At 71.6% G+C, this 26,874-nt stretch carries 23 protein-coding genes; 8 read left to right on the top strand and 15 right to left on the bottom strand.

Annotation, left to right across the window (positions count from 1 at the left end; translation table 11 throughout):
• Positions 1-72 precede the first annotated feature (72 nt).
• The 5 genes from tkt to pgl all read left to right on the top strand — a co-directional run bounded on the left by tkt (position 73) and on the right by pgl (position 6,901).
• Complete coding sequence (tkt, locus tag OG534_RS27925; protein WP_326591616.1) at positions 73-2,160, top strand: transketolase; 2,088 nt, start codon at positions 73-75, stop codon at positions 2,158-2,160.
• 36 nt (positions 2,161-2,196) lie between these two features.
• Positions 2,197-3,315, top strand: a complete 1,119-nt coding sequence (gene tal / locus OG534_RS27920; RefSeq protein ID WP_326591615.1) for a transaldolase — start codon at positions 2,197-2,199, stop codon at positions 3,313-3,315.
• 5 nt (positions 3,316-3,320) lie between these two features.
• The gene (gene zwf / locus OG534_RS27915; protein WP_326591614.1) at positions 3,321-4,847 is read left to right on the top strand and encodes a glucose-6-phosphate dehydrogenase; all 1,527 of its coding nucleotides are present in this window, start codon (positions 3,321-3,323) and stop codon (positions 4,845-4,847) included.
• Positions 4,844-5,911 carry a glucose-6-phosphate dehydrogenase assembly protein OpcA gene (gene opcA / locus OG534_RS27910; protein WP_326591613.1) on the top strand — a complete coding sequence of 356 codons (1,068 nt, stop codon included), beginning with the start codon at positions 4,844-4,846 and terminating at the stop codon, positions 5,909-5,911. Before zwf ends, opcA begins: the two co-directional genes overlap by 4 nt.
• A 210-nt stretch (positions 5,912-6,121) precedes the next feature.
• Positions 6,122-6,901, top strand: a complete 780-nt coding sequence (gene pgl, locus OG534_RS27905; RefSeq protein ID WP_326591611.1) for a 6-phosphogluconolactonase — start codon at positions 6,122-6,124, stop codon at positions 6,899-6,901.
• 63 nt (positions 6,902-6,964) lie between these two features.
• Here pgl and pgi read toward each other — a convergent pair whose 3' ends face one another.
• The 13 genes from pgi to OG534_RS27840 form a co-directional block, all read right to left on the bottom strand.
• Complete coding sequence (gene pgi / locus OG534_RS27900; protein WP_326593899.1) at positions 6,965-8,620, bottom strand: glucose-6-phosphate isomerase; 1,656 nt, start codon at positions 8,618-8,620, stop codon at positions 6,965-6,967.
• Positions 8,621-8,770: 150 nt separating this feature from the next.
• Positions 8,771-9,106 (bottom strand): RNA polymerase-binding protein RbpA, encoded by a 336-nt coding sequence (locus tag OG534_RS27895; RefSeq protein ID WP_010352468.1) that lies wholly within the window; start codon positions 9,104-9,106, stop codon positions 8,771-8,773.
• Between the two features lie 181 nt (positions 9,107-9,287).
• Positions 9,288-9,518 carry a preprotein translocase subunit SecG gene (secG, locus tag OG534_RS27890; RefSeq protein WP_069919772.1) on the bottom strand — a complete coding sequence of 77 codons (231 nt, stop codon included), beginning with the start codon at positions 9,516-9,518 and terminating at the stop codon, positions 9,288-9,290.
• 128 nt (positions 9,519-9,646) lie between these two features.
• Positions 9,647-10,423 carry a triose-phosphate isomerase gene (gene tpiA, locus OG534_RS27885; protein WP_326593897.1) on the bottom strand — a complete coding sequence of 259 codons (777 nt, stop codon included), beginning with the start codon at positions 10,421-10,423 and terminating at the stop codon, positions 9,647-9,649.
• Between the two features lie 18 nt (positions 10,424-10,441).
• Positions 10,442-11,656, bottom strand: coding sequence for a phosphoglycerate kinase (locus tag OG534_RS27880; RefSeq protein WP_326591609.1), 1,215 nt, complete (start codon positions 11,654-11,656; stop codon positions 10,442-10,444).
• Between the two features lie 132 nt (positions 11,657-11,788).
• Positions 11,789-12,796 carry a type I glyceraldehyde-3-phosphate dehydrogenase gene (gene gap / locus OG534_RS27875; protein WP_326591608.1) on the bottom strand — a complete coding sequence of 336 codons (1,008 nt, stop codon included), beginning with the start codon at positions 12,794-12,796 and terminating at the stop codon, positions 11,789-11,791.
• Positions 12,797-13,005: 209 nt separating this feature from the next.
• Positions 13,006-15,963: a M14 family metallopeptidase gene (locus tag OG534_RS27870; protein WP_326591607.1), complete on the bottom strand. Its 2,958-nt coding sequence runs from the start codon at positions 15,961-15,963 to the stop codon at positions 13,006-13,008.
• A gap of 138 nt (positions 15,964-16,101) precedes the next feature.
• Positions 16,102-17,097: a DNA-binding protein WhiA gene (gene whiA / locus OG534_RS27865; protein ID WP_030009075.1), complete on the bottom strand. Its 996-nt coding sequence runs from the start codon at positions 17,095-17,097 to the stop codon at positions 16,102-16,104.
• Positions 17,088-18,152: a gluconeogenesis factor YvcK family protein gene (locus OG534_RS27860; protein ID WP_326591596.1), complete on the bottom strand. Its 1,065-nt coding sequence runs from the start codon at positions 18,150-18,152 to the stop codon at positions 17,088-17,090. The genes whiA and OG534_RS27860 overlap by 10 nt, the downstream gene beginning before the upstream one ends.
• Positions 18,149-19,096, bottom strand: a complete 948-nt coding sequence (gene rapZ / locus OG534_RS27855; RefSeq protein ID WP_030720410.1) for an RNase adapter RapZ — start codon at positions 19,094-19,096, stop codon at positions 18,149-18,151. Before rapZ ends, OG534_RS27860 begins: the two co-directional genes overlap by 4 nt.
• Complete coding sequence (gene uvrC / locus OG534_RS27850; protein ID WP_326591595.1) at positions 19,093-21,099, bottom strand: excinuclease ABC subunit UvrC; 2,007 nt, start codon at positions 21,097-21,099, stop codon at positions 19,093-19,095. The genes rapZ and uvrC overlap by 4 nt, the downstream gene beginning before the upstream one ends.
• A gap of 303 nt (positions 21,100-21,402) precedes the next feature.
• Positions 21,403-22,176: a hypothetical protein gene (locus tag OG534_RS27845; protein ID WP_326593895.1), complete on the bottom strand. Its 774-nt coding sequence runs from the start codon at positions 22,174-22,176 to the stop codon at positions 21,403-21,405.
• A gap of 5 nt (positions 22,177-22,181) precedes the next feature.
• Positions 22,182-22,781, bottom strand: coding sequence for a papain-like cysteine protease family protein (locus OG534_RS27840; RefSeq protein ID WP_326591594.1), 600 nt, complete (start codon positions 22,779-22,781; stop codon positions 22,182-22,184).
• 237 nt (positions 22,782-23,018) lie between these two features.
• Between OG534_RS27840 and OG534_RS27835 the strand changes: the two genes are divergently transcribed.
• A complete protein-coding gene (locus tag OG534_RS27835) occupies positions 23,019-23,951 on the top strand; it encodes a hypothetical protein (RefSeq protein ID WP_326591593.1) in 933 nt (310 codons plus the stop codon).
• Positions 23,952-24,039: 88 nt separating this feature from the next.
• Here OG534_RS27835 and OG534_RS27830 read toward each other — a convergent pair whose 3' ends face one another.
• Positions 24,040-24,471, bottom strand: a complete 432-nt coding sequence (locus OG534_RS27830) for a Rieske (2Fe-2S) protein (protein ID WP_326591591.1) — start codon at positions 24,469-24,471, stop codon at positions 24,040-24,042.
• A 123-nt stretch (positions 24,472-24,594) separates the two neighbouring features.
• On the opposite strand from OG534_RS27830, the gene OG534_RS27825 reads away from it, so the two are divergent.
• Positions 24,595-25,479 (top strand): carbohydrate kinase family protein, encoded by an 885-nt coding sequence (locus OG534_RS27825; protein ID WP_326591590.1) that lies wholly within the window; start codon positions 24,595-24,597, stop codon positions 25,477-25,479.
• Between the two features lie 4 nt (positions 25,480-25,483).
• Here OG534_RS27825 and OG534_RS27820 read toward each other — a convergent pair whose 3' ends face one another.
• Positions 25,484-26,089: a TetR/AcrR family transcriptional regulator gene (locus OG534_RS27820; protein WP_326591588.1), complete on the bottom strand. Its 606-nt coding sequence runs from the start codon at positions 26,087-26,089 to the stop codon at positions 25,484-25,486.
• Positions 26,090-26,180: 91 nt separating this feature from the next.
• Here OG534_RS27820 and OG534_RS27815 point away from each other — a divergent pair, with 91 nt between their 5' ends.
• On the top strand, positions 26,181-26,831 hold the full coding sequence (locus tag OG534_RS27815) for an NAD(P)-dependent oxidoreductase (protein ID WP_326591587.1): 651 nt from the start codon (positions 26,181-26,183) through the stop codon (positions 26,829-26,831).
• Positions 26,832-26,874 lie beyond the last annotated feature (43 nt).

Genomic DNA, 26,874 nt, shown 5'->3' with positions numbered 1-26,874 from the left:
TAGGCTCGGAATCGCCGGTGCACCGTTCGTCACCGGGATACAAAAACATGTGGAGAGGAGCCCTGACCCACGGTGAGCACCAAGCCGACCACCACAGAGCTCGAGTGGACCGAACTGGACCAGCGGGCCGTCGACACCGCCCGCATCCTGGCCGCTGACGCGGTCCAGAAGGTCGGAAACGGCCACCCCGGTACGGCGATGAGCCTGGCCCCCGCCGCGTACACCCTCTTCCAGAAGGTGATGCGGCACGACCCGGCGGACCCCGAGTGGGTGGGCCGCGACCGTTTCGTGCTCTCTGCGGGGCACTCGTCCCTGACGCTCTACACCCAGCTCTACCTCGGCGGGTTCGGGCTCGAGCTGGACGACCTGAAGGCCTTCCGCACCTGGGGCTCCAAGACCCCGGGTCACCCGGAGTACGGCCACACCGCCGGCGTGGAGACCACGACCGGCCCCCTCGGCCAGGGCATCGCCAACGCGGTGGGCATGGCCATGGCCGCCCGCTACGAGCGCGGCCTGTTCGACCCGGAGGCCGCCACCGGCGCCTCCCCGTTCGACCACATGATCTACGCGATCGCGGGCGACGGCTGCCTCCAGGAGGGCATTTCCCACGAGGCGTCCGCGCTGGCCGGCCACCAGAAGCTCGGCAACCTGGTGCTGCTGTGGGACGACAACCACATCTCCATCGAGGGTGACACGGAGACGGCAGTCTCCGAGGACACCCTGAAGCGCTACGAGGCGTACGGCTGGCACGTCCAGCGCGTCGAGCAGCAGGAGAACGGCGACCTCGACCCGAAGGCGCTGTTCGCCGCCCTCCAGGCCGCCAAGGCCGAGACGGGACGCCCGTCCTTCATCGCGGCCCGCTCGATCATCGCCTGGCCGGCCCCGCACGCCCAGAACACCGAGGCCGCGCACGGTTCCGCGCTCGGCGACGACGAGGTCGCGGCCACCAAGCGCGTCCTCGGCTTCGACCCGGAGCAGACCTTCGAGGTCTCCGACGAGGTCATCGCGCACACCCGCAAGGCGCTCGACCGCGGCCGCGAGGCCAAGGCCGCCTGGGAGAAGGACTACTCCGCCTGGCGCACCGCCAACCCGGAGCGCGCCGCCGAGTTCGACCGCATCAACGCCAACGAGCTGCCCGCGGGCTGGGAGGACAAGCTCCCCGTCTTCGAGGCCGGCAAGGGTGTCGCCACCCGCGCCGCCTCCGGCAAGGTGCTCTCGGCGCTCGGCGCGGTCATCCCGGAGCTGTGGGGCGGCTCGGCCGACCTGGCCGGCTCCAACAACACCACCATCGACAAGGACTCCTCGTTCCTGCCGGTGGGCAACCCGCTGCCGGAGGCCGACCCGTACGGCCGCACCATCCACTTCGGCATCCGCGAGCACGCCATGGCCGCGACCATGAACGGCATCGCCCTGCACGGCCACACCCGCATCTACGGCGGCACCTTCCTGGTGTTCTCCGACTACATGCGCAACGCCGTCCGCCTCTCCGCGCTGATGCACGTGCCGGTCACCTACGTGTGGACGCACGACTCCATCGGTCTCGGCGAGGACGGCCCGACCCACCAGCCGGTCGAGCACCTGGCCTCGCTGCGCGCCATCCCGGGCCTGAACGTCGTCCGCCCGGCCGACGCGAACGAGACCGCCGTCGCCTGGCGCGAGATCCTGCGCCGCCACACCAGGGTCTTCGGCAAGGGTGCCCCGCACGGTCTGGCCCTCACCCGCCAGGGCGTGCCGACCTACGAGCGCAACGAGGACGCCGCCAAGGGCGGGTACGTGCTCTTCGAGGCCGAGGGCGGTCCCGCCCAGGTCGTGCTCATCGGCACCGGCTCCGAGGTGCACCTCGCCGTCGAGGCCCGCGAGCAGCTGCAGGCCGAGGGCGTCCCCACCCGCGTCGTCTCCATGCCGTCCGTCGAGTGGTTCGAGGAGCAGTCCCAGGAGTACAAGGACAGCGTCCTGCCCTCCTCGGTGAAGGCCCGCGTCGCGGTCGAGGCCGGCATCGGCCTGACCTGGCACCGGTACGTCGGCGACGCCGGCCGGATCGTGTCGCTGGAGCACTTCGGCGCCTCCGCCGACGCCAAGGTGCTGTTCCGCGAGTTCGGCTTCACCGCCGAGGCCGTGGCCGCCGCCGCCAAGGACTCCCTCGCCGCCGCCGCGCGCTGACGCCGGTCCGGAACCACAAGTAGGAGATGTAATCCCATGACAGACGCACTCAAGCGCCTCTCCGACGAAGGCGTGGCGATCTGGCTGGACGACCTGTCCCGCAAGCGCATCACGTCCGGCAACCTGGCCGAGCTCATCGACCAGTCGCACGTGGTCGGTGTCACCACCAACCCGGCGATCTTCCAGAAGGCGATCAGCGGCGGCGAGGGCTACGAGCAGCAGCTCACCGACCTCGCGACCCGCAAGGTCACCGTCGAAGAGGCCCTGCGCATGATCACCACGGCGGACGTCCGCGACGCCGCCGACATCCTGCGCCCGGTCTACGACCGCACCGACGGCCAGGACGGCCGCGTGTCGATCGAGGTCGACCCGCGCCTGGCGCACAACACGCCGGCGACCATCGCCGAGGCCAAGCAGCTGGCCTGGCTGGTGGACCGCCCGAACACGCTCATCAAGATCCCGGCGACCAAGGCCGGCCTGCCGGCGATCACCGAGGTCATCGGCCGGGGCATCAGCGTCAACGTCACGCTGATCTTCTCGCTGGAGCGCTACCGCGAGGTCATGGACGCGTACCTGGCGGGTCTGGAGAAGGCCAAGGCCGCCGGCCTGGACCTCTCCCTGATCCACTCGGTCGCCTCCTTCTTCGTGTCCCGCGTGGACAGCGAGATCGACAAGCGCCTGGACGCGGTCGGCACCGACGAGGCCAAGGCCCTCAAGGGCAAGGCGGCGCTCGCGAACGCCCGTCTGGCCTACGAGGCGTACGAGGAGGTCTTCTCCTCGGACCGCTGGACCGCCCTGGAGCGGGTCGGAGCCAACAAGCAGCGTGCGCTGTGGGCCTCGACGGGCGTCAAGGACCCGGCGTACAAGGACACCCTGTACGTGGACGACCTGGTCGCCCCGAACACGGTGAACACCATGCCGGAGGCCACGCTGGAGGCCGCCGCGGACCACGGTCAGATCACCGGTGACACCGTGCGCGGCACCTACGAGCAGGCCCGCGCCGAGCTCGACGCGGTCGCGAAGCTGGGCATTTCGTACGACGATGTCGTGCAGCTGCTCGAAGACGAGGGCGTCGAGAAGTTCGCGGCGTCCTGGAACGACCTGCTGAAGTCGACCGAGGCGGAGCTTGAGCGCCTTGCCCCCACGGAGGCCTGAACACTTTGTCTGTTAACGGAGCGAACCCGCTTCGTGACGCACAGGACCGGCGGCTCCCGCGCATCGCGGGGCCGTCCGGCCTGGTCATTTTCGGCGTTACGGGTGACCTGTCGCGCAAGAAGCTGATGCCTGCCGTCTACGACCTGGCCAACCGCGGCCTGCTGCCACCGGGCTTCTCCCTGATCGGCTTCGCCCGCCGGGAGTGGGAGCACGAGGACTTCGCGACGGAGGTGTACGAGGCCGTCAAGCAGCACTCGCGCACGCCGTTCCGCGAGGAGGTCTGGCAGCAGCTGGTGCAGGGCTGCCGGTTCGTCCAGGGCGACTTCGACGACGACGCGGCCTTCGAGACCCTGAAGGCCACCATCGAGGAGCTGGACAAGGCACAGGGCACGGGCGGCAACTTCGCCTTCTACCTGTCGGTCCCGCCCAAGTTCTTCCCCAAGGTGGTCCAGCAGCTCAAGGACCACGGGCTGGCGCAGAAGGAGGGCTCCTGGCGGCGTGCCGTCATCGAGAAGCCCTTCGGACACGACCTGAAGAGCGCCGAGGAACTCAACAAGGTCGTCCACGAGGTCTTCCCGCGTGACGAGGTCTTCCGGATCGACCACTACCTCGGCAAGGAGACCGTCCAGAACATCCTGGCGCTCCGCTTCGCCAACACCATGTTCGAGCCGATCTGGAACCGGTCGTACGTCGACCACGTGCAGATCACCATGGCCGAGGACATCGGCATCGGCGGCCGGGCCGGGTACTACGACGGCATCGGCGCGGCCCGTGACGTGATCCAGAACCACCTGCTGCAGCTGCTCGCGCTCACCGCGATGGAGGAGCCCGGCTCCTTCCACCCGAAGGCGCTGGTGGCGGAGAAGCTGAAGGTCCTGACGGCGGTGCAGCTGCCGGAGGACCTGGGCAAGCACACCGTGCGCGGCCAGTACGCGGCGGCGTGGCAGGGCGGCGAGAAGGTCGTCGGGTACCTCGAAGAGGACGGCATCGACCCCAAGTCGAAGACCGACACCTACGCGGCCGTCCGGCTGGAGATCAACAACCGCCGCTGGGCGGGCGTCCCGTTCTACCTGCGGACCGGCAAGCGCCTGGGCCGCCGGGTGACCGAGATCGCCGTGGTCTTCAAGCGGGCGCCGTACCTGCCGTTCGAGTCGGGCGCGACCGAGGAGCTGGGGCAGAACGCCCTGGTCATCCGGGTCCAGCCGGACGAGGGCGTGACGGTGCGCTTCGGTTCCAAGGTTCCGGGCACCTCCATGGAGGTCCGGGACGTCACGATGGACTTCGCCTACGGCGAGTCCTTCACGGAGTCGAGCCCCGAGGCGTACGAGCGGCTCATCCTCGACGTGCTCCTCGGCGACGCGAACCTCTTCCCGCGTCACCAGGAGGTCGAGCTGTCCTGGAACATCCTCGACCCGATCGAGGAGTACTGGGACAAGCACGGCAAGCCCGCTCAGTACCCGTCGGGCACCTGGGGGCCGGTCGAGGCGGACGAGATGCTCGCACGAGACGGACGGAGCTGGCGCCGGCCATGAAGATCGACCTCACGGAGACCAACTCCAGCAAGATCAATGCCGCGATGGTGCAGGCACGCCGGGACATCGGCACGCCGGCCATCGGCATGGTCCTCACGCTGGTGATCGTGACCGACGAGGAGAACGCGTACGACGCGCTCAAGTCGGCGAACGACGCGTCCCACGAACACCCCTCGCGGATCGTCGTCGTCATCAAGCGGGCCAGCCGCTCGCCGCGCAGCCGCCGCGAGGCCCGGCTCGACGCGGAAGTCCGCGTCGGGGCGGACTCCGGCAGCGGTGAGACGGTCGTGCTCCGCCTTCACGGCGAGCTGGTCGACCACGCCCAGTCGGTGGTTCTCCCGCTGCTCCTGCCGGACGCCCCCGTGGTCGTCTGGTGGCCGGGCGGTCCGCCCACGGACCTGGCGGGCGATCCGCTGGGCACGCTGGGTCAGCGCCGGATCACGGACACGTACTCCTGCGAGGAACCGATCGGGACGCTCGCCTCGCGGGCGGCGGCGTACGCCCCCGGGGACACCGACCTGGCGTGGACCCGGATCACCCCGTGGCGCTCGATGCTGGCGGCCGCGCTCGACCAGCAGTCCCTGTCGGTCGCCTCGGCGACCGTCGAGGGCGAGGACGAGAACCCGAGCTGCGAACTGCTGGCCATGTGGCTCGCGGACCGGCTGGGGGTCCCCGTCGAGCGCACGCTGTCGTCGGGTCCCGGCCTGACGGCCGTACGTCTGGTCACCAAGGACGGCGACATCGTCCTGGACCGGGCGGACGGGGCGCTGGCCACGCTGTGCATGCCGGGTCAGCCCGACCGTGCGGTGGCGCTCAAGCGGCGCGACACGGCCGAGCTGCTGGCGGAGGAGCTGCGCCGGCTGGACCCGGACAACACGTACGAGTCCGCGCTGAAGTTCGGCGTGGCGAGGCTGGAGCAGTCGTCGGCCCAGGCTCCGGCCCCGGCTTCGGCCAAGGCTCCGAAGCCGGCCAAGGAGTCCCCGGCCGCGGCCGCGGAGGCTCCGGCTCCGGCTCCGGCCGCGAAGCCGGCGCCCAAGCCGGCGAAGAAGTCCGCGGCCAAGTAACGGGACCCTGCGGGGCTCAAACGCCGGACGGGCTGAAAGACCAGCCTCGCCGGCGTTTGAGGCCCGGGGTCCGGGGCGGAGCCCCGCTCTTTCAGCCTCGCCGGCGTTTGAGGCGCGGGTCCGGGCAGCGCCCGGGAGAGGCTCCGCGCAGCGGCACCCGCACCCGCAGCACCGCACCCCGAACTACACAGAAGGCGGCAGCACATGGGTATGACGACTCCCCAGGTCGTCGTCCACCGGGACAAGGAACTGATGGCCCAGGCCACCGCGGCCCGGCTCATCACCAAGATCGTGGACGCGCAGGCGGCCCGCGGCAGCGCGTCCGTGGTCCTCACCGGCGGACGCAACGGCAACGGCCTCCTCGCGGCCCTGGCCACCGCCCCGGCGCGCGACGCGATCGACTGGCCCCGCCTCGACCTGTGGTGGGGCGACGAGCGGTACGTCCCCGCCGACGACCCCGACCGCAACCACACCCAGGCCCGCGAGGCCCTCCTGGACTCGGTCCCGGTGGACCCCGCCCGCGTCCACGTGATGCCGGCCTCGGACGGCCCGTACGGGGCCGACGTGGACGCAGCCGCGGCGGCCTACGCGGCCGAGCTGGCGAAGGCGGCCGGCCCCGAGGATCACGGCCCGGTCCCCACCTTCGACGTGCTGATGCTGGGCGTCGGCCCGGACACGCACGTGGCCTCGCTCTTCCCGGAGCACCCGGCGGCCCGCGAGACCGATCGGACGGTGGTGGGCGTCCACGGCGCCCCGAAGCCCCCGCCCACGCGGATCTCGCTGACTCTCCCGGCGATCCGGGCGGCCCGTGAGGTCTGGCTCCTGGCCGCGGGCGAGGACAAGGCCGGCGCGGTGTCCCTCGCCCTCGGGGGCGCGGGCGAGGTCCAGGCCCCTGCGGCGGCCGCCTACGGCCGCTCCCGCACCCTGTGGCTCCTGGACCGCGCTGCGGCGGCCAAGCTCCCGTCCGGGATGTATCCCCCGGCCTCCTGACCACTGCGACGCGAAGGGCCCGCCCTCCCCCGGGGAGAGCGGGCCCTTCGCGTTCCCGCGAGGTCAGCTCCGGCCGCGCAGCCCCCGGTAGGTGGCGACGAGGGCCTTCGTCGAGGCGTCCAGGCCCGGCACGTCCGCGCCCTCGGTCAGCGCGGGCTCGATGCGCTTGGCGAGCACCTTGCCGAGTTCGACGCCCCACTGGTCGAAGGAGTCGATGTTCCACACCGCGCCCTGGACGAACACCTTGTGCTCGTACAGTGCGATCAGCTGGCCCAGCACGCCCGGGGTGAGCTCGGTCGCCAGGATGGTGGTCGTCGGGTGGTTCCCGTGGAAGGTCTTGTGCGGGACCAGCGACTCCGGGGCCCCCTCGGCGCGCACCTCGTCCGCAGTCTTGCCGAAGGCCAGCGCCTGGGTCTGGGCGAAGAAGTTGGCCATCAGCAGGTCGTGCTGGGCCGCCGGAGCCGCTTCCAGCTCGGCCACCGGCCGGGCGAAGCCGATGAAGTCCGCGGGGATCACCTTCGTCCCCTGGTGGATCAGCTGGTAGTAGGCGTGCTGCCCGTTGGTGCCGGGCGTGCCCCAGACCACCGGACCGGTCTGCCACTCCACCGGATCGCCGTCCCGGTCCACGGACTTGCCGTTCGACTCCATGTCCAGCTGCTGCAAGTACGCCGTGAAACGCGAGAGGTAGTGGCTGTACGGGAGCACCGCGTGCGACTGCGCGTCGAAGAAGGCGCCGTACCAGACCCCCAACAGGCCCAGCAGCAGCGGCGCGTTCTCCTCCGCGGGCGCCCTGCGGAAGTGCTCGTCCATCAGGTGGAAGCCGTCCAGCATCTGCCGGAAGGCCTCCGGACCGATCGCGATCATGAGCGAGAGACCGATGGCCGAGTCGAAGGAGTAGCGTCCGCCGACCCAGTCCCAGAACTCGAACATGTTGGCCGGATCGATGCCGAAGTCGGTGACCTTCTCGGCGTTCGTCGACAGCGCCACGAAGTGCCGTGCCACGGCGGCCTGTTCGCCGCCCAGCCCGGCGAGCAGCCAGCCGCGCGCCGAGGTGGCGTTGGTGATGGTCTCGATGGTGGTGAACGTCTTGGAGGCGATGATGAACAGCGTCTCGGCCGGGTCCAGGTCCCGTACGGCCTCGTGCAGGTCCGCGCCGTCGACGTTGGACACGAAGCGCACGGTCAGGGCGCGGTCGGCGAAGGCGCGCAGGGCCTCGTACGCCATGGCCGGACCCAGGTCGGAGCCGCCGATGCCGATGTTGACGACGTTCTTGATGCGCTTGCCGGTGAAGCCGGTCCACTCCCCCGACCTGATCCGGTCGGAGAAGGCCGCCATCGTGTCGAGGACGGCGTGCACGCCGGGGACGACGTCCTCGCCGTCCACCTCGACCACGGTCCCGCTCGGCGCGCGCAGGGCGGTGTGCAGGACCGCCCGGTCCTCGGTCGTGTTGATCTTCTCGCCGCGGAACATCGCCTCGCGCAGCTCGGCCACGCCGGTGGCGGCGGCCAGCTCGCGCAGCAGTGCGAGCGTCTCGTCGGTCACGAGCTGCTTCGAGTAGTCGATGTGCAGGTCCCCGACCCGCAGGGTGTAGCCGGCGCCGCGCCCGGGGTTCTCCTCGAACAGCTCCCGCAGATGCGTCTGCCCGAACTGCTCCCGGTGCTTCCCGAGTGCCAGCCACTCGGGCGTCCGGTTGAGCTTCGTACCGCTGCCTGCCTTCATCTCGGCCATCAACCCACTTCTTCCGTCCTGTCGTGCCCCGCCGTTCTCCAACTTAAGGGATCACAAGCGGCACAACGCGCACAAAGAGGCCCGGCCCCACAGGAGAACCTCCTGTGGGGCCGGGCCTCACGTCACACACGTCGGGTGGCGTCAGATCTCGCCGCGGAGCTTGGCGAGCGCCTCTGCGAGGATCGCCTCGCCGTCGGCGTCCGAGCGCCGTTCCCGTACGTACGCCAGGTGCGTCTTGTACGGCTCGGTGCGCGGCGGCGCGGGCGGGTTGTCCCGGTCCTGGCCGGCCGGGAACCCGCAGCGCGGGCAGTCCCAGGTGTCCGGCACCTGCGCGTCGCTGGCGAAGCTCGGCTGCGTCTCGTGCCCGTTCGAGCACCAGAAGGAGATGCGCAGGCGGGGCGCGGACTCGCCGCGCTCCGCCTCACCCATCGGCCCCGCTCCGACCCGGCTACCACGGATCGCGTTGCCACTTGCCACGGTCGTAACTCCCTGCGTGATGGTGCCGCGGAGTATGAGTGGATATTCCGCCGCGGAGCGCCCAAGTCTACGTAAGGCCCAACGCACGTCCAGTGAGCGGAGTTACTGATTCCACGCCTGAACGCCGGACCTCATGATAGGCCGGGCAGTGCCGACCGGACTGCCGGAATGGCGAGAACGGTCAGCTGCTCGACTTCATCATCAGGCCGAGCGCGACGATGCACGCGAACCAGAGCAGACCGACGACGACGGTGATGCGGTCCAGGTTGCGCTCCGCGACGGAGGAGCCGCCGACCGACGACTGCATGCCGCCGCCGAACATGTCGGAAAGGCCGCCGCCCTTGCCCTTGTGCATCAGCACGAGCAGCATCAGCAGGGCGCTGAAGACGATCAGGGCGATCGAGAACCCCATAATCACGGCTGATTCCTACTTTCTGGCTTTTCAGGCTTTCCGGCTTTGCGAGATGGCGCGGGGGCCAGCGGCTGGTGGTCCAGCCTCTGGCCCCCGCAAGGGTACGACGGATCCGCCCTACCGCATACTCACTGGTCGCGGAAGCGGACGATCTTGACGAACTCGTCCGCGTCCAGCGCCGCGCCGCCGATCAGGGCGCCGTCGACGTCGGGCTGGGCCATGATCGCCGCGATGTTCCCGGACTTCACGGAGCCGCCGTACTGGATGCGGACCTTGTCGGCCAGCTCCTGGGAGTACAGCTCCGCGAGACGGCCGCGGATCGCCCCGCAGACCTCCTGGGCGTCGTCGGGGGTGGCGACCTCGCCGGTCCCGATGGCCCACACGGGCTCGTACGCGATCACGATGGACTCGACCTGCTCGGCCGGGACATCCTTGAGGCCGCCGTCGAGCTGGGCCAGCGTGTACGGGACCTGCTCGCCGGCCTTGCGGACGTCCAGGCCCTCGCCGACGCACAGGATCGGGGTGAGCCCGTGCTTGAAGGCGGCCTTGACCTTGGTGTTGCAGATCTCGTCGTTCTCAGCGTGGTACTGGCGGCGCTCGCTGTGGCCGACGGCCACGTACGTGCACTTCAGCTTCGACAGCATCGGGCCGGAGATCTCGCCGGTGTAGGCACCGGAATCGTGCGCCGAGATGTCCTGGGCGCCGTACTTGATCTTCAGCTTGTCGCCGTCGACCAGGGTCTGGACCGAGCGCAGGTCGACGAAGGGCGGCAGGACCGCGACCTCGACGGCGTCGTAGTCCTTGTCGGCGAGGGCGAAGGCGAGCTTCTGGACGTGGGCGATGGCCTCGAGGTGGTTGAGGTTCATCTTCCAGTTGCCCGCCATCAGCGGGGTACGGCCGTTCACGGCATCAGTCATCGGGGTTCAGCCCTCCAGGGCGGCGAGGCCGGGGAGCGTCTTGCCCTCGAGGTATTCGAGGGAGGCGCCGCCACCGGTCGAGATGTGGCCGAATGCATTCTCGTCGAAGCCCAGGATGCGGACCGCGGCGGCGCTGTCGCCACCGCCGACGACGGTGAAGGCGCTGCTGTCGAGCAGGCCCCGCGCGATGGCCGAGGTGCCTCCGGCGTAGTCGGGGTGCTCGAAGACGCCGACCGGGCCGTTCCAGAAGACGGTCTTGGCATCGGCGATCTTCGACGCGTACAGCTCGCGCGTCCTGGGGCCGATGTCCAGACCCTCCTTGTCGGCGGGGATCTTGTCCGCGTCGACGGTGTCGGGGTTCGCCGGGGTCTTGCCCTTGAGGTCCGGGAACTCCGCGGAGACCAGCACGTCGACCGGCAGGACCAGCTCGACGCCGGTGTCCTCGGCGCGCTTCATGTACTCCTTGACGACCTCCACCTGGTCCTTCTGGAGCAGGGAGATGCCGACCTCGTAGCCCTTGGCGTGGAGGAAGGTGTAGGCCATGCCGCCGCCGATGAGGATGCGGTCGGCCTTGCCGAGCAGCTCGTCGATGACGGCCAGTTTGTCGGAGACCTTGGCGCCGCCGAGGACGACGACGTACGGGCGCTCGACCTCGGCGGTGAGCTTCTTCAGGACGCCGACCTCGGTGGCGATGAGGCCGCCGGCCGCGTGCGGCAGGCGGGCGGGGAGGTCGAAGACGGAGGCGTGCTTGCGGTGGACGGCTCCGAAACCGTCGCCGACGTAGACGTCGGCGAGCTCCGCGAGCTGGTCCGCGAAGGCGCCGCGCTCGGCGTCGTCCTTCGAGGTCTCACCGGCGTTGAAGCGAAGGTTCTCGATGACGGCGACCTTGCCGTCGGTGAGGGCCGCGACGGTCTCCTTGGCGGAGGCCCCGACGGTGTCGGTGGCGAACGCGACGTCCGTACCGAGCAGTTCGCCGAGGCGGGCGGCGGCCGGGGCGAGCGAGAAGGCCGGCTCCGCGCCGGTCCCCTTGGGGCGGCCCAGGTGCGAGGCCACGATGACGCGGGCGCCGGCGGCGGCGAGCTTCGCGATCGTGGGCTGGACGGCGCGGATGCGGCCGTCGTCGGTGATGGTGCCCTCGTCCAGCGGGACGTTCAGGTCCGCGCGGACGAAGACCCGCTTGCCCTTGACGCCTTCGGCGAGCAGTTCATCGATCGTCTTCATGTGTTCCTGCTCCTTTGTGTCCTTCACTCGAAGGGCGAGGAAGGGAGAACGAGGCAAGCAACAGGGCCCGTGCGGCGCATCGTCGCGCTGCTCGGACCCTGTGCTCACATCGTGGTGCCTTGCCCTGCGTGCTTAGAGCTGACCGCCGACGAAGACGGTGAGGTCGACGAGACGGTTGGAGTAGCCCCACTCGTTGTCGTACCAGCCGACGACCTTGACCTGCGTTCCGTCCTGAACCATGGTCAGGGAGGAGTCGAAGGTGCAGGACGCGGGCCAGTTCACGATGTCGGAAGAGACGATCGCGTCCTCGGTGTAGTCGAGGATGCCCTTGAGCTGACCCTCGGAGGCCTTCTGGAAGGCCGCGTTGATCTCTTCCACGGTGGTTTCGCGGGAGAGCTCCAGCACGAGGTCGGTGACCGAGCCGGTCGGGACCGGGACGCGCATCGCGATGCCGTCCAGCTTGCCCTTGAGCTGCGGAAGAACCAGCGCGGTGGCCTTGGCGGCACCGGTGGAGGTCGGGATGATGTTCTCGGCGGCGGCGCGGGCGCGACGCAGGTCCGAGTGCGGGAAGTCCAGGATGCGCTGGTCGTTCGTGTACGCGTGGACCGTCGTCATCATGCCCTTGACGATGCCGAAGTTCTCGTCCAGGACCTTGGCCATCGGCGCCACGCAGTTGGTGGTGCAGGAGGCGTTGGAGATGACGTGGTGGTTGGCCGCGTCGTACTTGTCGTGGTTGACGCCCATCACGATGGTGATGTCCTCGTCCTTGGCCGGAGCCGAGATGAGGACCTTCTTCGCGCCGGCGGCGATGTGCTTGGCGGCGTCGGCCTTCTTCGTGAAGATGCCGGTCGACTCGATGACGATGTCGGCGCCCAGCTCACCCCAGGGGAGGTTCGCGGGGTCGCGCTCGGCGAAGGTCTTGAACGTCTGGCCGCCGACGGTGATGCTGTTGTCGGTGTGGCTGACCTCGTGCTTCAGGCGGCCCAGAATGGTGTCGTACTTGAGCAGATGCACCAGGGTCGCGTTGTCAGTCAGGTCGTTGACACCGACGATCTCGATGTCCGCTCCCTGCTCCAGGAGCGCCCGGAAATAGTTACGGCCAATTCGGCCAAAACCGTTGATGCCTACGCGGATCGTCACGAACCGATCTCCTCGTTGGTGCGCCGGTAAGAGCGCCGGCGAGCTGTATGGGATGTCCCCGACCGCTTACGACCCTACCTCTCCGTGAGCTTCTGGGTGACATCGGTCGGGGCCTGACACGCCCCGGGGTCCCGTTCCTGACGCTCCGGAACCGGACCCCGGGGACCTTGGCCCCCGTCACTCAGGGTGAGTGACGGAGGGGCCTCTGATCAGCGGTTCAGCGTGCGGAGCGCCTTACCGACGAGTAGGTTGCGGTCCGCCGCCGCGGGCATGTGCTCGAGGCCGAAGCCCAGGAGCACCGTGTCACGCGTAGTGACCGCCGCATAGGACTTGAACAACTCCCCGGAACGGGACCAGTCGCCGGGAACATCAGGGCTTCCGGCAGGTGACCCCTGGGCCGCCCAGACCCCGAGGGAGGTTTCGAACCCCTCGACGGCCTGGTCCGCGCCGCCGACGGACAGGCGCGCCTCGTCCGCGAAGACGCCGCGGCCGCCCGAGCCCGGGTCGGTGATGTAGGAGAGCGAGACCTCGACGGTCTTGCCCGCGTACGCGCTCAGGTCGAAGGAGACCTGCTTCCAGCCGCCGGAGGAACCGGTGAAGCTGTTCCACGCGCCGCTGGTGCCCTGCGGGGTGCAGCCGCCGCTGTCCAGGGTGAGGTAGCGGCGCAGGAACGGGTGGCCGTTCATGAAGAATCCGGCCGCGCACTCCTCCGGAACCGTGGTGCTGCTCAGGCCGCCCGTGTCGGGCAGGGTGGTCCAGTCGTCGCCGCCCGCCGTACGGGCTTCCAGCGCGGCGTGGTCGTAGCCCTCCTCGGTGTTCCAGTTGAGCGCGAGCTTGAGCTTCGGCTGGTCGGCCGCGGTGACACCGGTGAGGTCGAGGGTGCGGACCAGCCGCTTCCAGTCGTCGTCGGTGTGCAGCGCCGAGGCCATCTGGGCCCCGGCGTAGGGGGCGTACGGGTTCACGACCCCGCTGAACCGGCCGCCCTGGGCGCTCTTGAACTGCGGGAACTGCGCGGGCGCCAGGGTCTCCGAGGTCACGGTGTACCCGCCGGGGGCGTTGAGCGGGTTGCCCGCGGCGTCGCCGATGCCGCCCGTCGCCCCGTTCAGGGCGCCGGCGCCGGTGAAGCCGGTGGCTCCGGGCGTGCTCGTGCGACCGTACGCGCCGAGCCAGTACTGGCTGAAGTCGTTGGTCACGGCGCGGCCGACCTGGGCGTTGCCGCCCGCCAGCTCACCGGCCTCGATCAACTTGCCGCCCTCGTTGAGGAAGTCGCGCACCGCCAGCTGCGTGTCGCCGCCGGGGGTCTTGGCGCCGGTGTAGTGGACGGCCGTACGGAAGTGGGAGAGCACCCCGAGGTGGTGCGGGGCGCCCTGGACGGCGACGTCCCAGACCGCCGCGGACCTGCCGTTGGCGCGCAGGGCGTCGACGTAGGTCCGTGCGTGCTGGGCCGGGGCCCCCTCCTCCGCGATCACCAGCACGTCCGCGCGCGGCCGCTCGGCCACCGTGTACGTGAAGCGCTCGCTGGAGACCTGCCTGCCGGAGCGGTCGCGGCCGGTGAACCAGACCTCGACCTTGTCGCCCGGCTTCGCGCCCTCGACCTCGGCGCGGTACTCGTCGAACCAGTTGTTGTCCTCGCCGCCGTAGACGTCGCCGCCCTTCCAGGCTTCGAGGTCCTCGTCGTGCGTGCGGCCGCCGTTGATCCTGTAGTTGAGCTCCTTGTCCTTCAGCGCCTTGCGGGCCGTGACGGAAACCCTCTGGTCCTCGCCGCGGGCCGCGTAGGAGGTGGTGAAGGAGTCCGGGGTGAAGTCGGCGGCGCTCAGGCCCACGGAGGACGCCGGGCGGTCCGGGTGCGCGGCACTCTCGCCGACCGCGAGGGCGAAGGGGACGTTCTTGGCGAACTCCGCCTGGATGAGCTTCTCGTCGTCCGGGAAGTTGAAGCCGGAGGCGCAGTCCTCGGGCCTCCACGGGTCGTTCGGGTCGATCGCCGAGGCGGTCTGACAGGTGGTCATCTCCGGCGTGAACATCATGATGCCGTTGACGTTGGCGCCGTGGCCGTCGGCCTCGCCGTTGGTGGTGTAGAGCTCCGAGGAGACCTGCGGGTAGTAGCCCGGGATGGCGGGGTTCTCCGGGGTGCCGGCGAGCGCCTTGTAGGCGACGTCGTCGGGGGTGGGGGTGGCCACCTGCCAGCCGACGCCGTAGAGGATCAGCTCGGCGGCCGAGTGGTAGTTGATCGCGTACTCGAAGCCGATGCGCTTCTGGAAGGCGTCGAGGGCGCGGGTCTCGGGCTCGGAGGAGGCGCTCGGGCCGCGGTAGGTCTCGCTCGCCTGGTTCGGCGAGGAACCCTCGTTGTCGTAGCCCCACTTGTAGGCGAAGTTCCGGTTGAGGTCGACGCCGTCGCCGGGGCCGGACGTGCCGTCGCCGTTGTTGTCGCGCAGGTTCTTGCGCCACAGCCGCTGCCCGTCGGAGGCGTGCGTGTAGTCGTACCCGTCCGGGTTGGCGGAGAGCAGGAACCACAGCTCGCTGGAGTCCACCAGCTTGGTGACCCGCGGGTCCTTGCCGTAGTTGTCGAGCGTGTGGTGCATCAGCCGCCGGGTCATCTCGGGGGTGATCCACTCACGGGCGTGCTGGTTGGACATGTAGAGGACGGACGGCTTGTCGCCGTCCCGGGTCTTCTTGGCGTTCTTGGTGACCTTGAGGGCGAGGATGTCCTTGCCGTGGACGGTCTTGCCGATGGAGACGACCTTGGTGAGCCCCGGGTTCTCCTGGGCGGTCCGCAGGATCTCCTCCTGGAGTCCGCCCTTGCCGCTGTACGGGCGGAACACCCCGTCGCCGGCGGCCTTGGCACGGGCCAGGCCCTGGGCCGGGACCTTGCGCTCGGCGAGCTTCACGCCCTGGGCGGCGAGGTCCGCCGCCTGGCCGCCGGTGAGGAAGAGCTCGACGCGTGCGGTCCCCGTCTCCGGGGCGCGCTCGGTGAGCTCGTGGGCGTCCTGGCCGGCGGCGAGAACGAGCGGGACCTGTTCCCGGGTGATGTCGGCGTCGTAGACCCGTACCTCGTCCGCCGCGGGTGCTGCGGGGCCGGGCCGGGCCTGGGCCGCCGCGGGTAGGGCGGCGAGTGTGGTTGCGAAGACGAGTGCGCTTGCGGCGAGGATCGATCTCGCGCGGTGCCTCATATGCCCCCCTGGGCGTCGTCTGCCACGAAAGCCTTCGGACGCCAGACTCAAGACCGGCCCATGCTCATGTCAATGGGGCGTACGGCGAAGGGGCCCTCACGAGTGATCGTGGGGGCCCCTTTGCCGTACAGGGATCGGCTATCCGGCCATGTTGTCGGCCATCTCCTCGCTGAGGTCGAGGTTCGACTCGGTGCCCGGGATGCCGAGGTCCTGGGCCCGCTTGTCGGCCATCGCCAGCAGGCGGCGGATCCGGCCCGCGACCGCGTCCTTGGTCAGCGGCGGGTCGGCGAGCGCGCCCAGCTCCTCCAGCGAGGCCTGCTTGTGCTCCATGCGCAGCCGGCCGGCCGCGGCGAGGTGCTCGGGGACCTCCTCGCCGAGGATCTCCAGCGCGCGCTGCACTCGGGCTCCGGCGGCCACCGCGGCCCGCGCCGAGCGGCGCAGGTTGGCGTCGTCGAAGTTGGCGAGGCGGTTGGCGGTGGCGCGCACCTCGCGCCGCATCCGCCGCTCCTCCCAGGCCAGCACCGACTCGTGCGCGCCGAGCCGGGTCAGCAGGGCGCCGATCGCGTCGCCGTCGCGGACCACGACCCGGTCGACGCCGCGCACCTCGCGCGCCTTCGCGGCGATGGAGAGCCTGCGGGCGGCGCCCACCAGGGCCAGGGCGGCCTCCGGGCCGGGGCAGGTGACCTCCAGGGAGGACGACCGGCCCGGCTCGGTGAGCGAGCCGTGGGCCAGGAAGGCGCCGCGCCACGCCGCCTCGGCGTCACAGGTGGCCCCGGAGACCACCTGCGGGGGAAGACCCCGGATGGGCCGTCCGCGGCCGTCCACGAGGCCCGTCTGGCGCGCCAGCTGATCACCGCCGGCCACGACGCGGACCACGTAGCGGCTGCCGCGGCGCAGTCCGCCGGGGGCCATCACCACCAGGTCCGAGGAATGGCCGAAGATCTCCAGGATGTCCTTGCGCAGACGTCTGGCGGCGATCCCGGTGTCCAGCTCCGCCTCGATGACGATGCGGCCGCTCACCAGGTGCAGCCCGCCGGCGAACCGAAGGATCGCCGAGACCTCCGCCTTCCTGCAGCAGGTCCGGGTGACGGGCAGGCGGGAGATCTCATCCTTCACCGCAGGCGTCATCGCCATGGGCCGATCCTTCCATGCATCCGAAAAATACGGTCGTACGCGGCGGCCAGCAGCTCCGGATCGTGCTTCGGAGAGCCGTCCTGCCTGGCCACGGGCGCCAGCTCGACCGCGGCACCGAACCGTTTCGCGGCATCGGCGAGGGACTCGCGGTCGGGCACGGCGGCCTCGTCGGCCAGCACCACGTCCAGGGCGAGTTTAGGGGCGTGTCGGGCCAAAACCTCCAAATGACGCTGCGGAGAGAAGCCCTCTGTTTCTCCGGGCTGCGGCGCGAGGTTCAGCGAGAGGACCCGCCGGGCCTTCGTCTCGACCAGCGCGTCCAGCAGTTCCGGCACCAGCAGGTGCGGGATGACGGAGGAGAACCAGGACCCCGGGCCGAGGACCACCCAGTCGGCGTCCAGGACCGCCGCGACGGCCTCCGGCACGGCCGGCGGGTCGCCCGGCACGACCTGCACGGAGAGCACCTCGCCCGGGGTCAGCGCCACCGTGGCCTGCCCGCGGACGGTGTCCACGTCCTCGGGGCGGGCCGGGTCGTGCCCCCTGACCAGGGCCTGGAGCTCCAGGGGCACCGCCGACATCGGCAGGACGCGGCCTTGTGCCCCGAGCAGCCTGCCGACCAGGTCGAGGGCCTGGACGGGGTCGCCGAGCTGTTCCCACAGGGCGACGATCAGCAGGTTGCCGACGGCGTGCCCGTGCAGGTCGCCCTCGGACTGGAAGCGGTGCTGGATGACCCGGGCCCAGGTCTGGCCCCAGTCGTCGTCCCCGCACAGCGCGGCCAGCGCCTTGCGCAGATCGCCGGGCGGCAGCACGCCGAGCTCCTCCCGGAGCCGGCCGCTGGAGCCGCCGTCGTCGGCGACGGTGACCACGGCGGTGAGGTCACCGGTGATCCGGCGCAGGGCGGCGAGGGAGGCCGACAGGCCCTGGCCGCCGCCGAGCGCCACCACCTTGGGCGTGGCGCCGCGCCGGCGGCCGGAGCGGCCGGAGCGGCCCACTCCGTCCTCGCCCCGTCCCGGGGTGAGGCGGCGCAGGCGGCTCAGCCGCGGGGTCCGTGCGGTCACTCGCGCCCCATGTCCCGGTGGACTACGACGGTCTCGACTCCCTCGGAGGCGAGGCGGGCGGCGAGCTTCTCGGACATGGCCACGCTGCGGTGCTTGCCGCCCGTGCACCCGACCGCGATGGTCACGTACCGCTTGCCCTCGCGGCGGTAGCCGGTGGCGATGAGCTGGAGCAGCTCGGTGTAGCGGTCGAGGAACTCCTTGGCGCCGGGCTGGCTGAAGACGTACCCCGACACCTCCTCGTTGAGCCCGGTGAAGGGGCGCAGCTCCGGCACCCAGTGCGGGTTGGGGATGAAGCGGCAGTCGACGACGAGGTCGGCGTCGACGGGGAGGCCGTACTTGTAGCCGAAGGACATGACGGTGGCCCGCAGCTCGGGCTCCTCGTCCCCGGCGAACTGGGCGTCCATCTTCGCGCGCAGCTCGTGCACGTTCAGGCTGGAGGTGTCGATCACCAGGTCGGCGTCGCCGCGCAGCTCGCGCAGCAGGTCGCGCTCGGCGGCGATGCCGTCGGTGATGCGCCCGTCGCCCTGGAGCGGGTGCGGGCGGCGGACCGACTCGAAGCGGCGGACCAGCGCGTCGTCGGAGGACTCCAGGAAGACGATGCGGCGGGTGACGCCCTTGCTGTCGAGGTCGGCGAGCGACTCGCGCAGGGCATCGAAGAACTGCCGGCCGCGGACGTCGACGACGACGGCGATGCGCGCCACGTTGCCCTGGGAGCGGGCGCCGAGCTCCACCATGGTCGGGATCAGGGCCGGCGGGAGGTTGTCGACGACGAACCAGCCGAGGTCCTCCAGACACTTGGCCGCCGTACTGCGGCCGGCCCCGGACATACCGGAGATGATCACCAGCTCGGGGATGGCCGCCTCGGCGGTCTCGCCGGGCTCCACTGTCGTGCCCGTACTCACCTGTGCTCCGTCTCGGTCGTGCGTGGTCTCGTGCTCGGTCATTGCTCGGTCCCCCGTTCGGACGATGCTCCCGCGGGCGCGGGGGTCTCATCCTCAATGATCTCTCCTGTCGCCGTGTTGACGGCAGGACCAGCGGGAACCGCCTGGGCGAGGGCCGCGGCCACCGTCTCGGCCGTCTTCCGGCCTATGCCCGGGACCTCGCAGATCTGGTCGATTGTCGCCTGTCTCAGCTTCTTCACCGAACCGAAGTGCTTGATCAGGGCCTGCTTGCGGCTCTCGCCGAGGCCGGGCACCACGTCCAGCGGGCCGGACTTCAAGCGCTTGCCGCGCTTGTTGCGCTGGTACTGGATGGCGAACCGGTGGGCTTCGTCACGCACCCGCTGGAGCAGGTAGAGGCCCTCGCTGGTGCGGGGCAGCACGACGGGGTCGTCCTCGCCGGGCAGCCAGACCTCCTCCAGGCGCTTGGCCAGGCCGCACACGGCGACGTCGTCGACCCCGAGCTCCTCCAGGGCGCGCTTGGCGGCGGCGACCTGCGGCTGCCCGCCGTCGACCACGATGAGCTGGGGCGGGTACGCGAAGCGCTTGGGGCGCCCGTCGTCCTCCTCCGGGGCCTGGCCGTCCTCGGCCTCCCACTCGCCCGTCTTCAGCTTCTCCTGGAGGTAGCGGCGGAAGCGCCGGGAGACCACCTCGTGCATGGAGCGGACGTCGTCCTGCCCCTCGAAGGACTTGATCTGGAAGCGCCGGTACTCGCCCTTGCGGGCCAGCCCGTCCTCGAAGACCACCATCGAGGCGACGACGTCGTCGCCCTGGAGGTGGGAGATGTCGAAGCACTCGATGCGCAGCGGGGCGCTGTCGAGCTCCAGGGCCTGTGCGATCTCCTCCAGGGCCCGCGAGCGGGTGGTGAGGTCGCTGGCGCGCCTGGTCTTGTGCAGGGCGAGGGACTGCAGCGCGTTGCGGTGGACGGTCTCCATCAGGGCCTTCTTGTCGCCGCGCTGCGGTATCCGCAGGCTGACCTGGGACCCCCGGCGGTCGGCGAGCCACTGGTTCAGCGCGGGCGTGTCCTCGGGGAGCGCCGGGACCAGCACCTCCTTGGGGACCGCCTCGCCCTTCTCCTCGCCGTACAGCTGCTGGAGGGCGTGCTCGACGAGCCCGGCCGTGTCGACGGCCTCGACCTTGTCGGTGACCCAGCCGCGCTGGCCGCGGACCCGGCCGCCGCGGACGTGGAAGATCTGCACCGCGGCCTCGAGCTCGTCCTCGGCGACCGCGATCAGGTCGGCGTCGGTGGCGTCGGCGAGCACCACGGCGTTCTTCTCCATGGCCCGGCGCAGCGCCCCGATGTCGTCGCGCAGCCGGGCGGCCTTCTCGTACTCCATGTCCTCGGCCGCGATGTGCATCTCCTTCTCCAGCCGGGAGAGGTAGGTGCCGGTGCGGCCGGCCATGAAGTCGCAGAAGTCCTCGGCCAGTTCGCGGTGCTCCTCGGGGGTGACCCGGCCGACGCAGGGCGCGGAGCACTTGCCGATGTAGCCGAGCAGGCAAGGCCGGCCGATCTGGGCGGAGCGCTTGAACACTCCCGCGGAGCACGTCCGTACCGGGAACACCCGCAGCATCAGGTCGACGGTCTCGCGGATGGCCCAGGCGTGCCCGTACGGACCGAAGTAGCGCACGCCCTTCTTCTTGGGCCCGCGCATGACCTGGACCCGCGGGTACTCCTCATTGAGGGTGACGGCGAGCGAGGGGTAGCTCTTGTCGTCCCGGTACTTGACGTTGAACCGGGGGTCGAACTCCTTGATCCACGAGTACTCCAGCTGGAGCGCCTCGACCTCGGTGGAGACCACGGTCCACTCGACGGAGGCGGCCGTGGTCACCATGGTGGCGGTACGGGGATGCAGGCCGGCGACGTCCTGGAAGTAGCTGGCCAGGCGCTGGCGCAGGCTCTTGGCCTTCCCGACGTAGATCACCCGGCGGTGCTCGTCACGGAACTTGTAGACCCCCGGGGAGTCGGGGATCTGTCCCGGCTTGGGGCGGTAACTGGAAGGGTCGGCCATGCCAACCACCCTACTTGCGCGGGCTGACAACGGACCGTACGCCTCCGGCGCGGTGTGCGGGCTTGCCGGGGACCCCCCTACGGCGCTCCGCGCCCCGCCTCAAGCGCCGGCGGGGCTGGGATTCAGCCCCGCCGGCGCTTGAGGCGCGGGGTCCGGGCAGGGCGGAGCCCCCCAACCAGCCCCGCCGGCGTTTGAGGCGCGGGGTCCGGGGCGGAGCCCCGGGAAACGGTGAAAGGGCGGGGTGGGGGAAGGCCCTGCAGGGCCCGGCACCTGGCGGGGAGCCGGGCCCTGCGGGGGCAATGGCTACGCGACGGCGGGCCGGCGGCGCCGCAGGGCCGACACCCCGGCAGCACCCAGCGCGAGCGCCACACCGACGGCCGCCATGGCCACCGGAGCCCCGGAGTCCTGCGGGCCGGGCTCCGCGTAACCACCCGCCACGCCCCCTTCGGCATAGGCGGAGCCGGGAAGCTTGTCCCCGTACGCCGCCCCGACCCGGGCCCGGTAGGCGTTCAGCGTGGTGCCCCCGGCGCCGACGGCCCGCACCGCGTCCTCGTCCAGCGGCAGCACCCGGCTCGGCCCGGCCACGTACCAGGCGTCGATCTGCGGTTCCCGGAAGACCGTCCCGCCGGGCAGTCTCTCGGCGCCCAGCCGCGCGTAACGGAATTCGTCGTCGCCGGTGGCGATGTTCACGACCTGCCAGCCGGCCTCCGTCTTCGCCGTCCACAGGGCGGCCTGCTGCCCGTCGGAGGAGACCGCCTTGCTGGCGAGGAACTCCAGGCGGGCGACGGACGCGCCCGCCTTGCCCGCGACGAAGTCCGGGGAGAGGTGGTGGACCGGTATCGCCTCGCCCTCGATGCGGGGCCGCGCGGCGGCCGGGGAGAGCCGGCCCTCCCGGGCGAAGAAGCGGGAGAGGGTGGCCAGGGTGTCGGGGGCGGCAGCCGCCTGCGCGGCGGCGGCCCTGGTCTCGGCGGTGGCGGCCTGGGGCTGGGGCACGGGGGCCGCGGACGCCTGCGGGGCGAGCCCGAGGAGGGCGGTGGCGGCGAGGACCGCGCCGGCGGTGGTGGCGCGCAGCGTCATGGCGGTCACGCCCCGATCCGGTAGAGCGAGTGGGTCCAGGAGAAGGTGTTGTTGTTGACGTACCAGGCGTGCGAGGCCCAGTTGTAGCGGTCGCTGGAGGGCCAGGGGTCTCCCCAGTAGACCCAGTTGCTCGCGGTGTCGTAGCCGTAGACGACGTGCATGTGGCCGCCGCCGCCCGACCACTGGATCCGGGTCTCGATCGGGCGGTTGGCGTTGATCTCGGTCTGGACGGTGGAGTACTGGAGCCAGCCGTTCACGTACGAGCCGGGGTTGATGCCCGCCCAGCGCAGCCCGGTCTGGACGTTGCCGAGAGTGGCCTGGTTGTTGGGGCAGTCGGTGCCCTGCTGGCGGTTGAAGGCGGCGTTGCAGAACTGGTTCTGGCTGTAGGTGCGGCCGAACCAGGTGGCGATGGTGTTGCCGCCCGCGGCCCAGCACCAGTTGGTCTTGGCCTGCGCCTGCATGGTGATGTTCAGCCGCTTGGAGGCGAGGGCTGCGCTCGCGGTGTCCGAGCCGGCATCGGCGGCGGTGGCGGTGCCGGCGGACAGGGCGAGGAGCAGGACGGTGAGGAGGGCGGCCGGGGAAAGCCGCCGGTTTCGGTTGCGCATCGCGTTCCTCCCGAGGTGGGGAGTGGGGGGGTGGAGGAGCGCGTCCGGACGCTGTGGAGGAGCATCGGGGAGTTGTCGCGATCAGGTCAACACGCTTCAATACGCGGTGACATCGCAGTGTGAACGGTGGGGCTGTGGTGTGAACGGTTGCTGCCGTTTCACCTGGTCCCCCGGAACCGCCGCCGCGATCCTCCGCGCCGGCGCGTGGCGCGTGTGAACGTTCACAGAGGAGTCGCCATGCGGCCGACGGGGGACACGGCGGAACTCGGCCGTCTGCTGCGCGGCGGCCCCTTCCACCTCGCCCTGCGCGCCGCCCTCGCCGCGCGCGGACTCCCCCTGCACCGGGTGCAGCACCGGCTCGCGGCCCAGGGCATCAAGGTCGGTGTCACCAGCCTCAGTTACTGGCAGCAGGGCGCCCGACGGCCGCGCAAGGCGGAGTCGCTGAGGGCCGTCACCGCCCTGGAGCAGATCCTGGAGCTGCCCGGCGGCGCCCTCGTGCGCCTGCTGGCCGCCCCGGAGCCGGACTCCGGGCCCGCCCGTCCGGCCACCCGCCCGTACCGGGCCCTGTTCAGCATGGGCGGGACGGTGGAGCGGCTGCTGGACGGGATGGAGCTCCCGCCGGACGGCGGACTGCACTCGGTCGGGCACCACGAGCGGGTCCGCATCGGACCGGCGGGCGAGATGCGGGTCCGCGAGTCGCAGCAGATCGTCCGGGCGCACCGCGACGGGGTCGACCGCTACCTCGCCGTCCACCACGGCGACCCGGGCTGCGACGTGTCCCGGATGCGCGTGACGGCGTACGAGAACTGCCGCACGGGCCGGGTGCGGTGCCATCCGGAGGGCGGGGTGGTGGTCGCGGAGCTGCTCTTCGACGCACGGCTGCGGCGCGGGGACACGTACGTCTTCGGCTACGGCATCGAGGACGGCACCGGCGCCCGCAGCAGCGAGTACGTGCGCGGCTTCAGCTACGCGGGCGGCCAGTACATGCTCCAGGTCCGCTTCGACGAGGCGGCCCTGCCGGTGCGCTGCCGGCGCTTCGCCCGCACCGGTCCCGAGGCCCCGCGCACCGCCGTCGCGGACCTGACGCCGAGCGGCCGGCACCGGGCGGTGCACCTGGTGGAGCAGGCGGTCCGGCGCGGGATCCTCGGGATCGCCTGGGACTGGGACTGAGTCCCGGGAGGGCGGTCGGTCGGGGGCGGGCGGTCGGGCGGTCGGGCGGTCGGGGGCGGGCGGTCGGGCCGCCCGCCGGTCGGGCGGGTCAGCCCGCGACGAGCCTGCCGTTCTCCGCCTTGACCGGGACGGCGGGCAGCGGGTCGGTGGCGGGCCCCTTGAGGACCTTGCCGGTGGTCACGTCGAAGCGGCTGCCGTGGCAGGGGCAGTTGCCCTCGCCTTCGACGATCTTGTCCAGGACGCAGCCGGCGTGCGTGCACTGGGCGCTGAACGCCGCGTACCGGCCCTCCGCCGGGCAGCTGACGATCAGCTTCTTCTCCCGGTAGAGCTTCGCGCCGCCCACCGGGACGTCGGCCGCGGCGCCCAGGTCCACCGGTGCGGTCGGGGTCGCGGGGGTGTTGCCCCCGCTGTTGGTCGCCGTGGAGCAGGCCGCGAGCGTCACCGCGCCGCCGGCGGCCCCGGCGAGCGCGGCGGCGCCCTTGAGGACGGTACGGCGGGCGGCTGACTGCGGCGCGGGCATGCGGTTCTCCTGAGGTGCGGGCACGGTGGGGCGGGGGCGCGGGCGGGCGGGCGCGGGCCGGAGCCCGGCCGGGTCACCGGCCCACCCGACGATACCGCCGTCGCATGGGGTAGCTTCCCCCGCGTGATCGTCGTCGGCGGAGAAGCCCTCATCGACCTGGTGCCCGTGGACCGGCCGCCCGGCGCCCTGCTGCCCCGGCCGGGCGGAGGACCGTACAACACCGCGCTCGCCCTCGGGCGGCTCGGCGCGCAGGTGGCCTTCTGCTCCCGGGTGTCGGCGGACGGCTTCGGGGAGAGCCTGCTGGCCGGGCTGCGGGCGGCCGGGGTGGACGTGTCCATGGTCCAGCGCGGACCGGAGCCGACCACCCTCGCCGTGCCCTCGCTGGCCCCGGACGGCTCGGCCTCGTACGGCTTCTACGTCGAGGGCACGGCGGACCGGCTGTTCACCCTGCCGCCCGCCCTCCCGGACGGCGTACGGGCCCTCGCGCTCGGCACCTGCTCCCTGGTCCTGGAACCGGGCGCGAGCGCGTACGAGGCCCTGCTGCGCCGGGAGTCACGGCGCGGGCTGCTGACCCTCCTGGACCCCAACATCCGGCCGGCGCTGATCGCGGACCCGGCGGCGTACCGCGCGCGCTTCCTGGACCGGCTGCTGCCGCACACGAGCATCCTCAAGCTGTCTGAGGAGGACGCGGCCTGGCTGGGCGGCCGGGTCTCCGACTGGCTGGCGGCCGGGCCGTCGGCGGTGGTGCTGACCCGGGGCGCGGCGGGCCTGACGGTCTGGACGCGGGAGGGCGCGGAGTACTCGGCGGCGGCCCGCCCGGTCGTGGTGGCCGACACGATCGGGGCGGGCGACACCGTCAACGCCGCCCTGCTGCACCGGCTCGCCGACGGCCCGGACGGGCCGGGCGGGCCGGTGGACTGGCCGGACGTCTTGGCCTACGCCGCCCGCGCGGCGGCCCTGACCTGCACCCGGGCGGGCGCGGAGCCGCCGTACGCGGCGGAGCTCTGACGCTTCAGCGCAGCGCGGCCCAGACGGTCCGGGCCACGGCCGGGGCGAACTCCTCGACCGGCTGGACCACTTGGGCGCCGGAGAAGTGCAGGAAGAAGGCCCGCTGGAAGCAGGCGCCGAGCAGCAGGGCCGCGGCGGCCCGCGGATCGGCGTCGGGCCGCAGCCGGCCGGCGTCGCGCTCGCGCCGCAGCCGCCCGGCGAGCGCGTCGAGGACCAGATGCGGGCCGGCCCCGATCTCCTGGACACCCTCGCGGTGGCGGGTGAGCAGGGCGGGCTCGGCAAAGAGCGAGGCGGCCATGGGCATGGCGTCGGCGTAGAAGAGCGAGGCGTGCAGGGCGACGGCGGCGAGCCCCTCCTCGACCCCCAGCTCCCCCGGTTCGGCCTGCAGGGCCGCCATGAGCGGGCCCGCGTTGGGGGTGCGCTCCATCAGCACGCGGACGAACAGCTCCTCCTTGTTCGCGAAGTGCTTGTAGAGCGCCGCCTCCGAGCAGCCGGCCTCGCGGGCGATGGCCTTGGTGGTGGCGTTGGCCAGGCCGCTGGTGCGCATCAGCTTCTCGGCGGCGTCGAGCAGACGCTCCGGGGTGGGGCGGCTTGACTTCGAGGTGAGCATTCACTCACCCTAGCGCGAGAAGGGGGTGAGTAAACACTCACCCACCTCACCCACCTCTCGTTCCGCTTCTTCTTCGGCCCTGGGGGCAACCATGAAGATCACGGTGTTCGGAGCCACGGGCGGCGTCGGCCGCGAAGTCGTGCGGCAGGCACTCGACGCGGGGCACGAGGTGACCGCGGTGGTACGGAACCCGGCGCGGCTGGACGTCCCGGCCCACGACCGCCTGCAGGTGGCCGTCATCGCCGACCTGACGGACGTGGACGCGCTCGTCCCCGTCCTGGCGGGCCGGTCGGCGGTGATCTCCGCCCTCGGCGCGGCCGGCAACAAGCAGGCCAAGGCGGCTCCGGTCACGGGCCCGGCGGTACGGGCCATCCTCGCGGCGATGGACCGGGCGGGCGTGTCCCGCCTCTCGGCGGTCAGCGCGGCCCCGGTCGGCCCGTTGCCGGACGGCGAGAGCCTGGTCACCCGCGCGGTGGTCTACCCGCTGCTGCGCAGGTTCCTGCGCGACCTCTACGCGGACCTCGCGGTCATGGAGGCGGAGATGGGCGCGAGCGGGGCCCAGTGGACGGTCATCCGCCCGCCGATGCTCCGCAACAAGCCCCGCACCGGCACCTACCGCCGCGCGATCGACGCCAATGTCCGCGGCGGCCACGCCATCCCCCGCGCGGACGTCGCGGACGCCCTCCTGACCACCCTGACCGACCCGGCCTACACCGGCCGCGCGGTGGGGGTGGCCTCCTAACGCGCTCCGCGCCCGCGCCTCAAACGCCGGCGGGGCTGAATGT

It is taken from the genome of Streptomyces sp. NBC_01294, assembly GCF_035917235.1.
GTDB classification, from domain to species: domain Bacteria; phylum Actinomycetota; class Actinomycetes; order Streptomycetales; family Streptomycetaceae; genus Streptomyces; species Streptomyces caledonius.
Note: the sequence above shows the minus strand (reverse complement) of the source record. Positions and strands in the feature narration are given on the sequence as shown.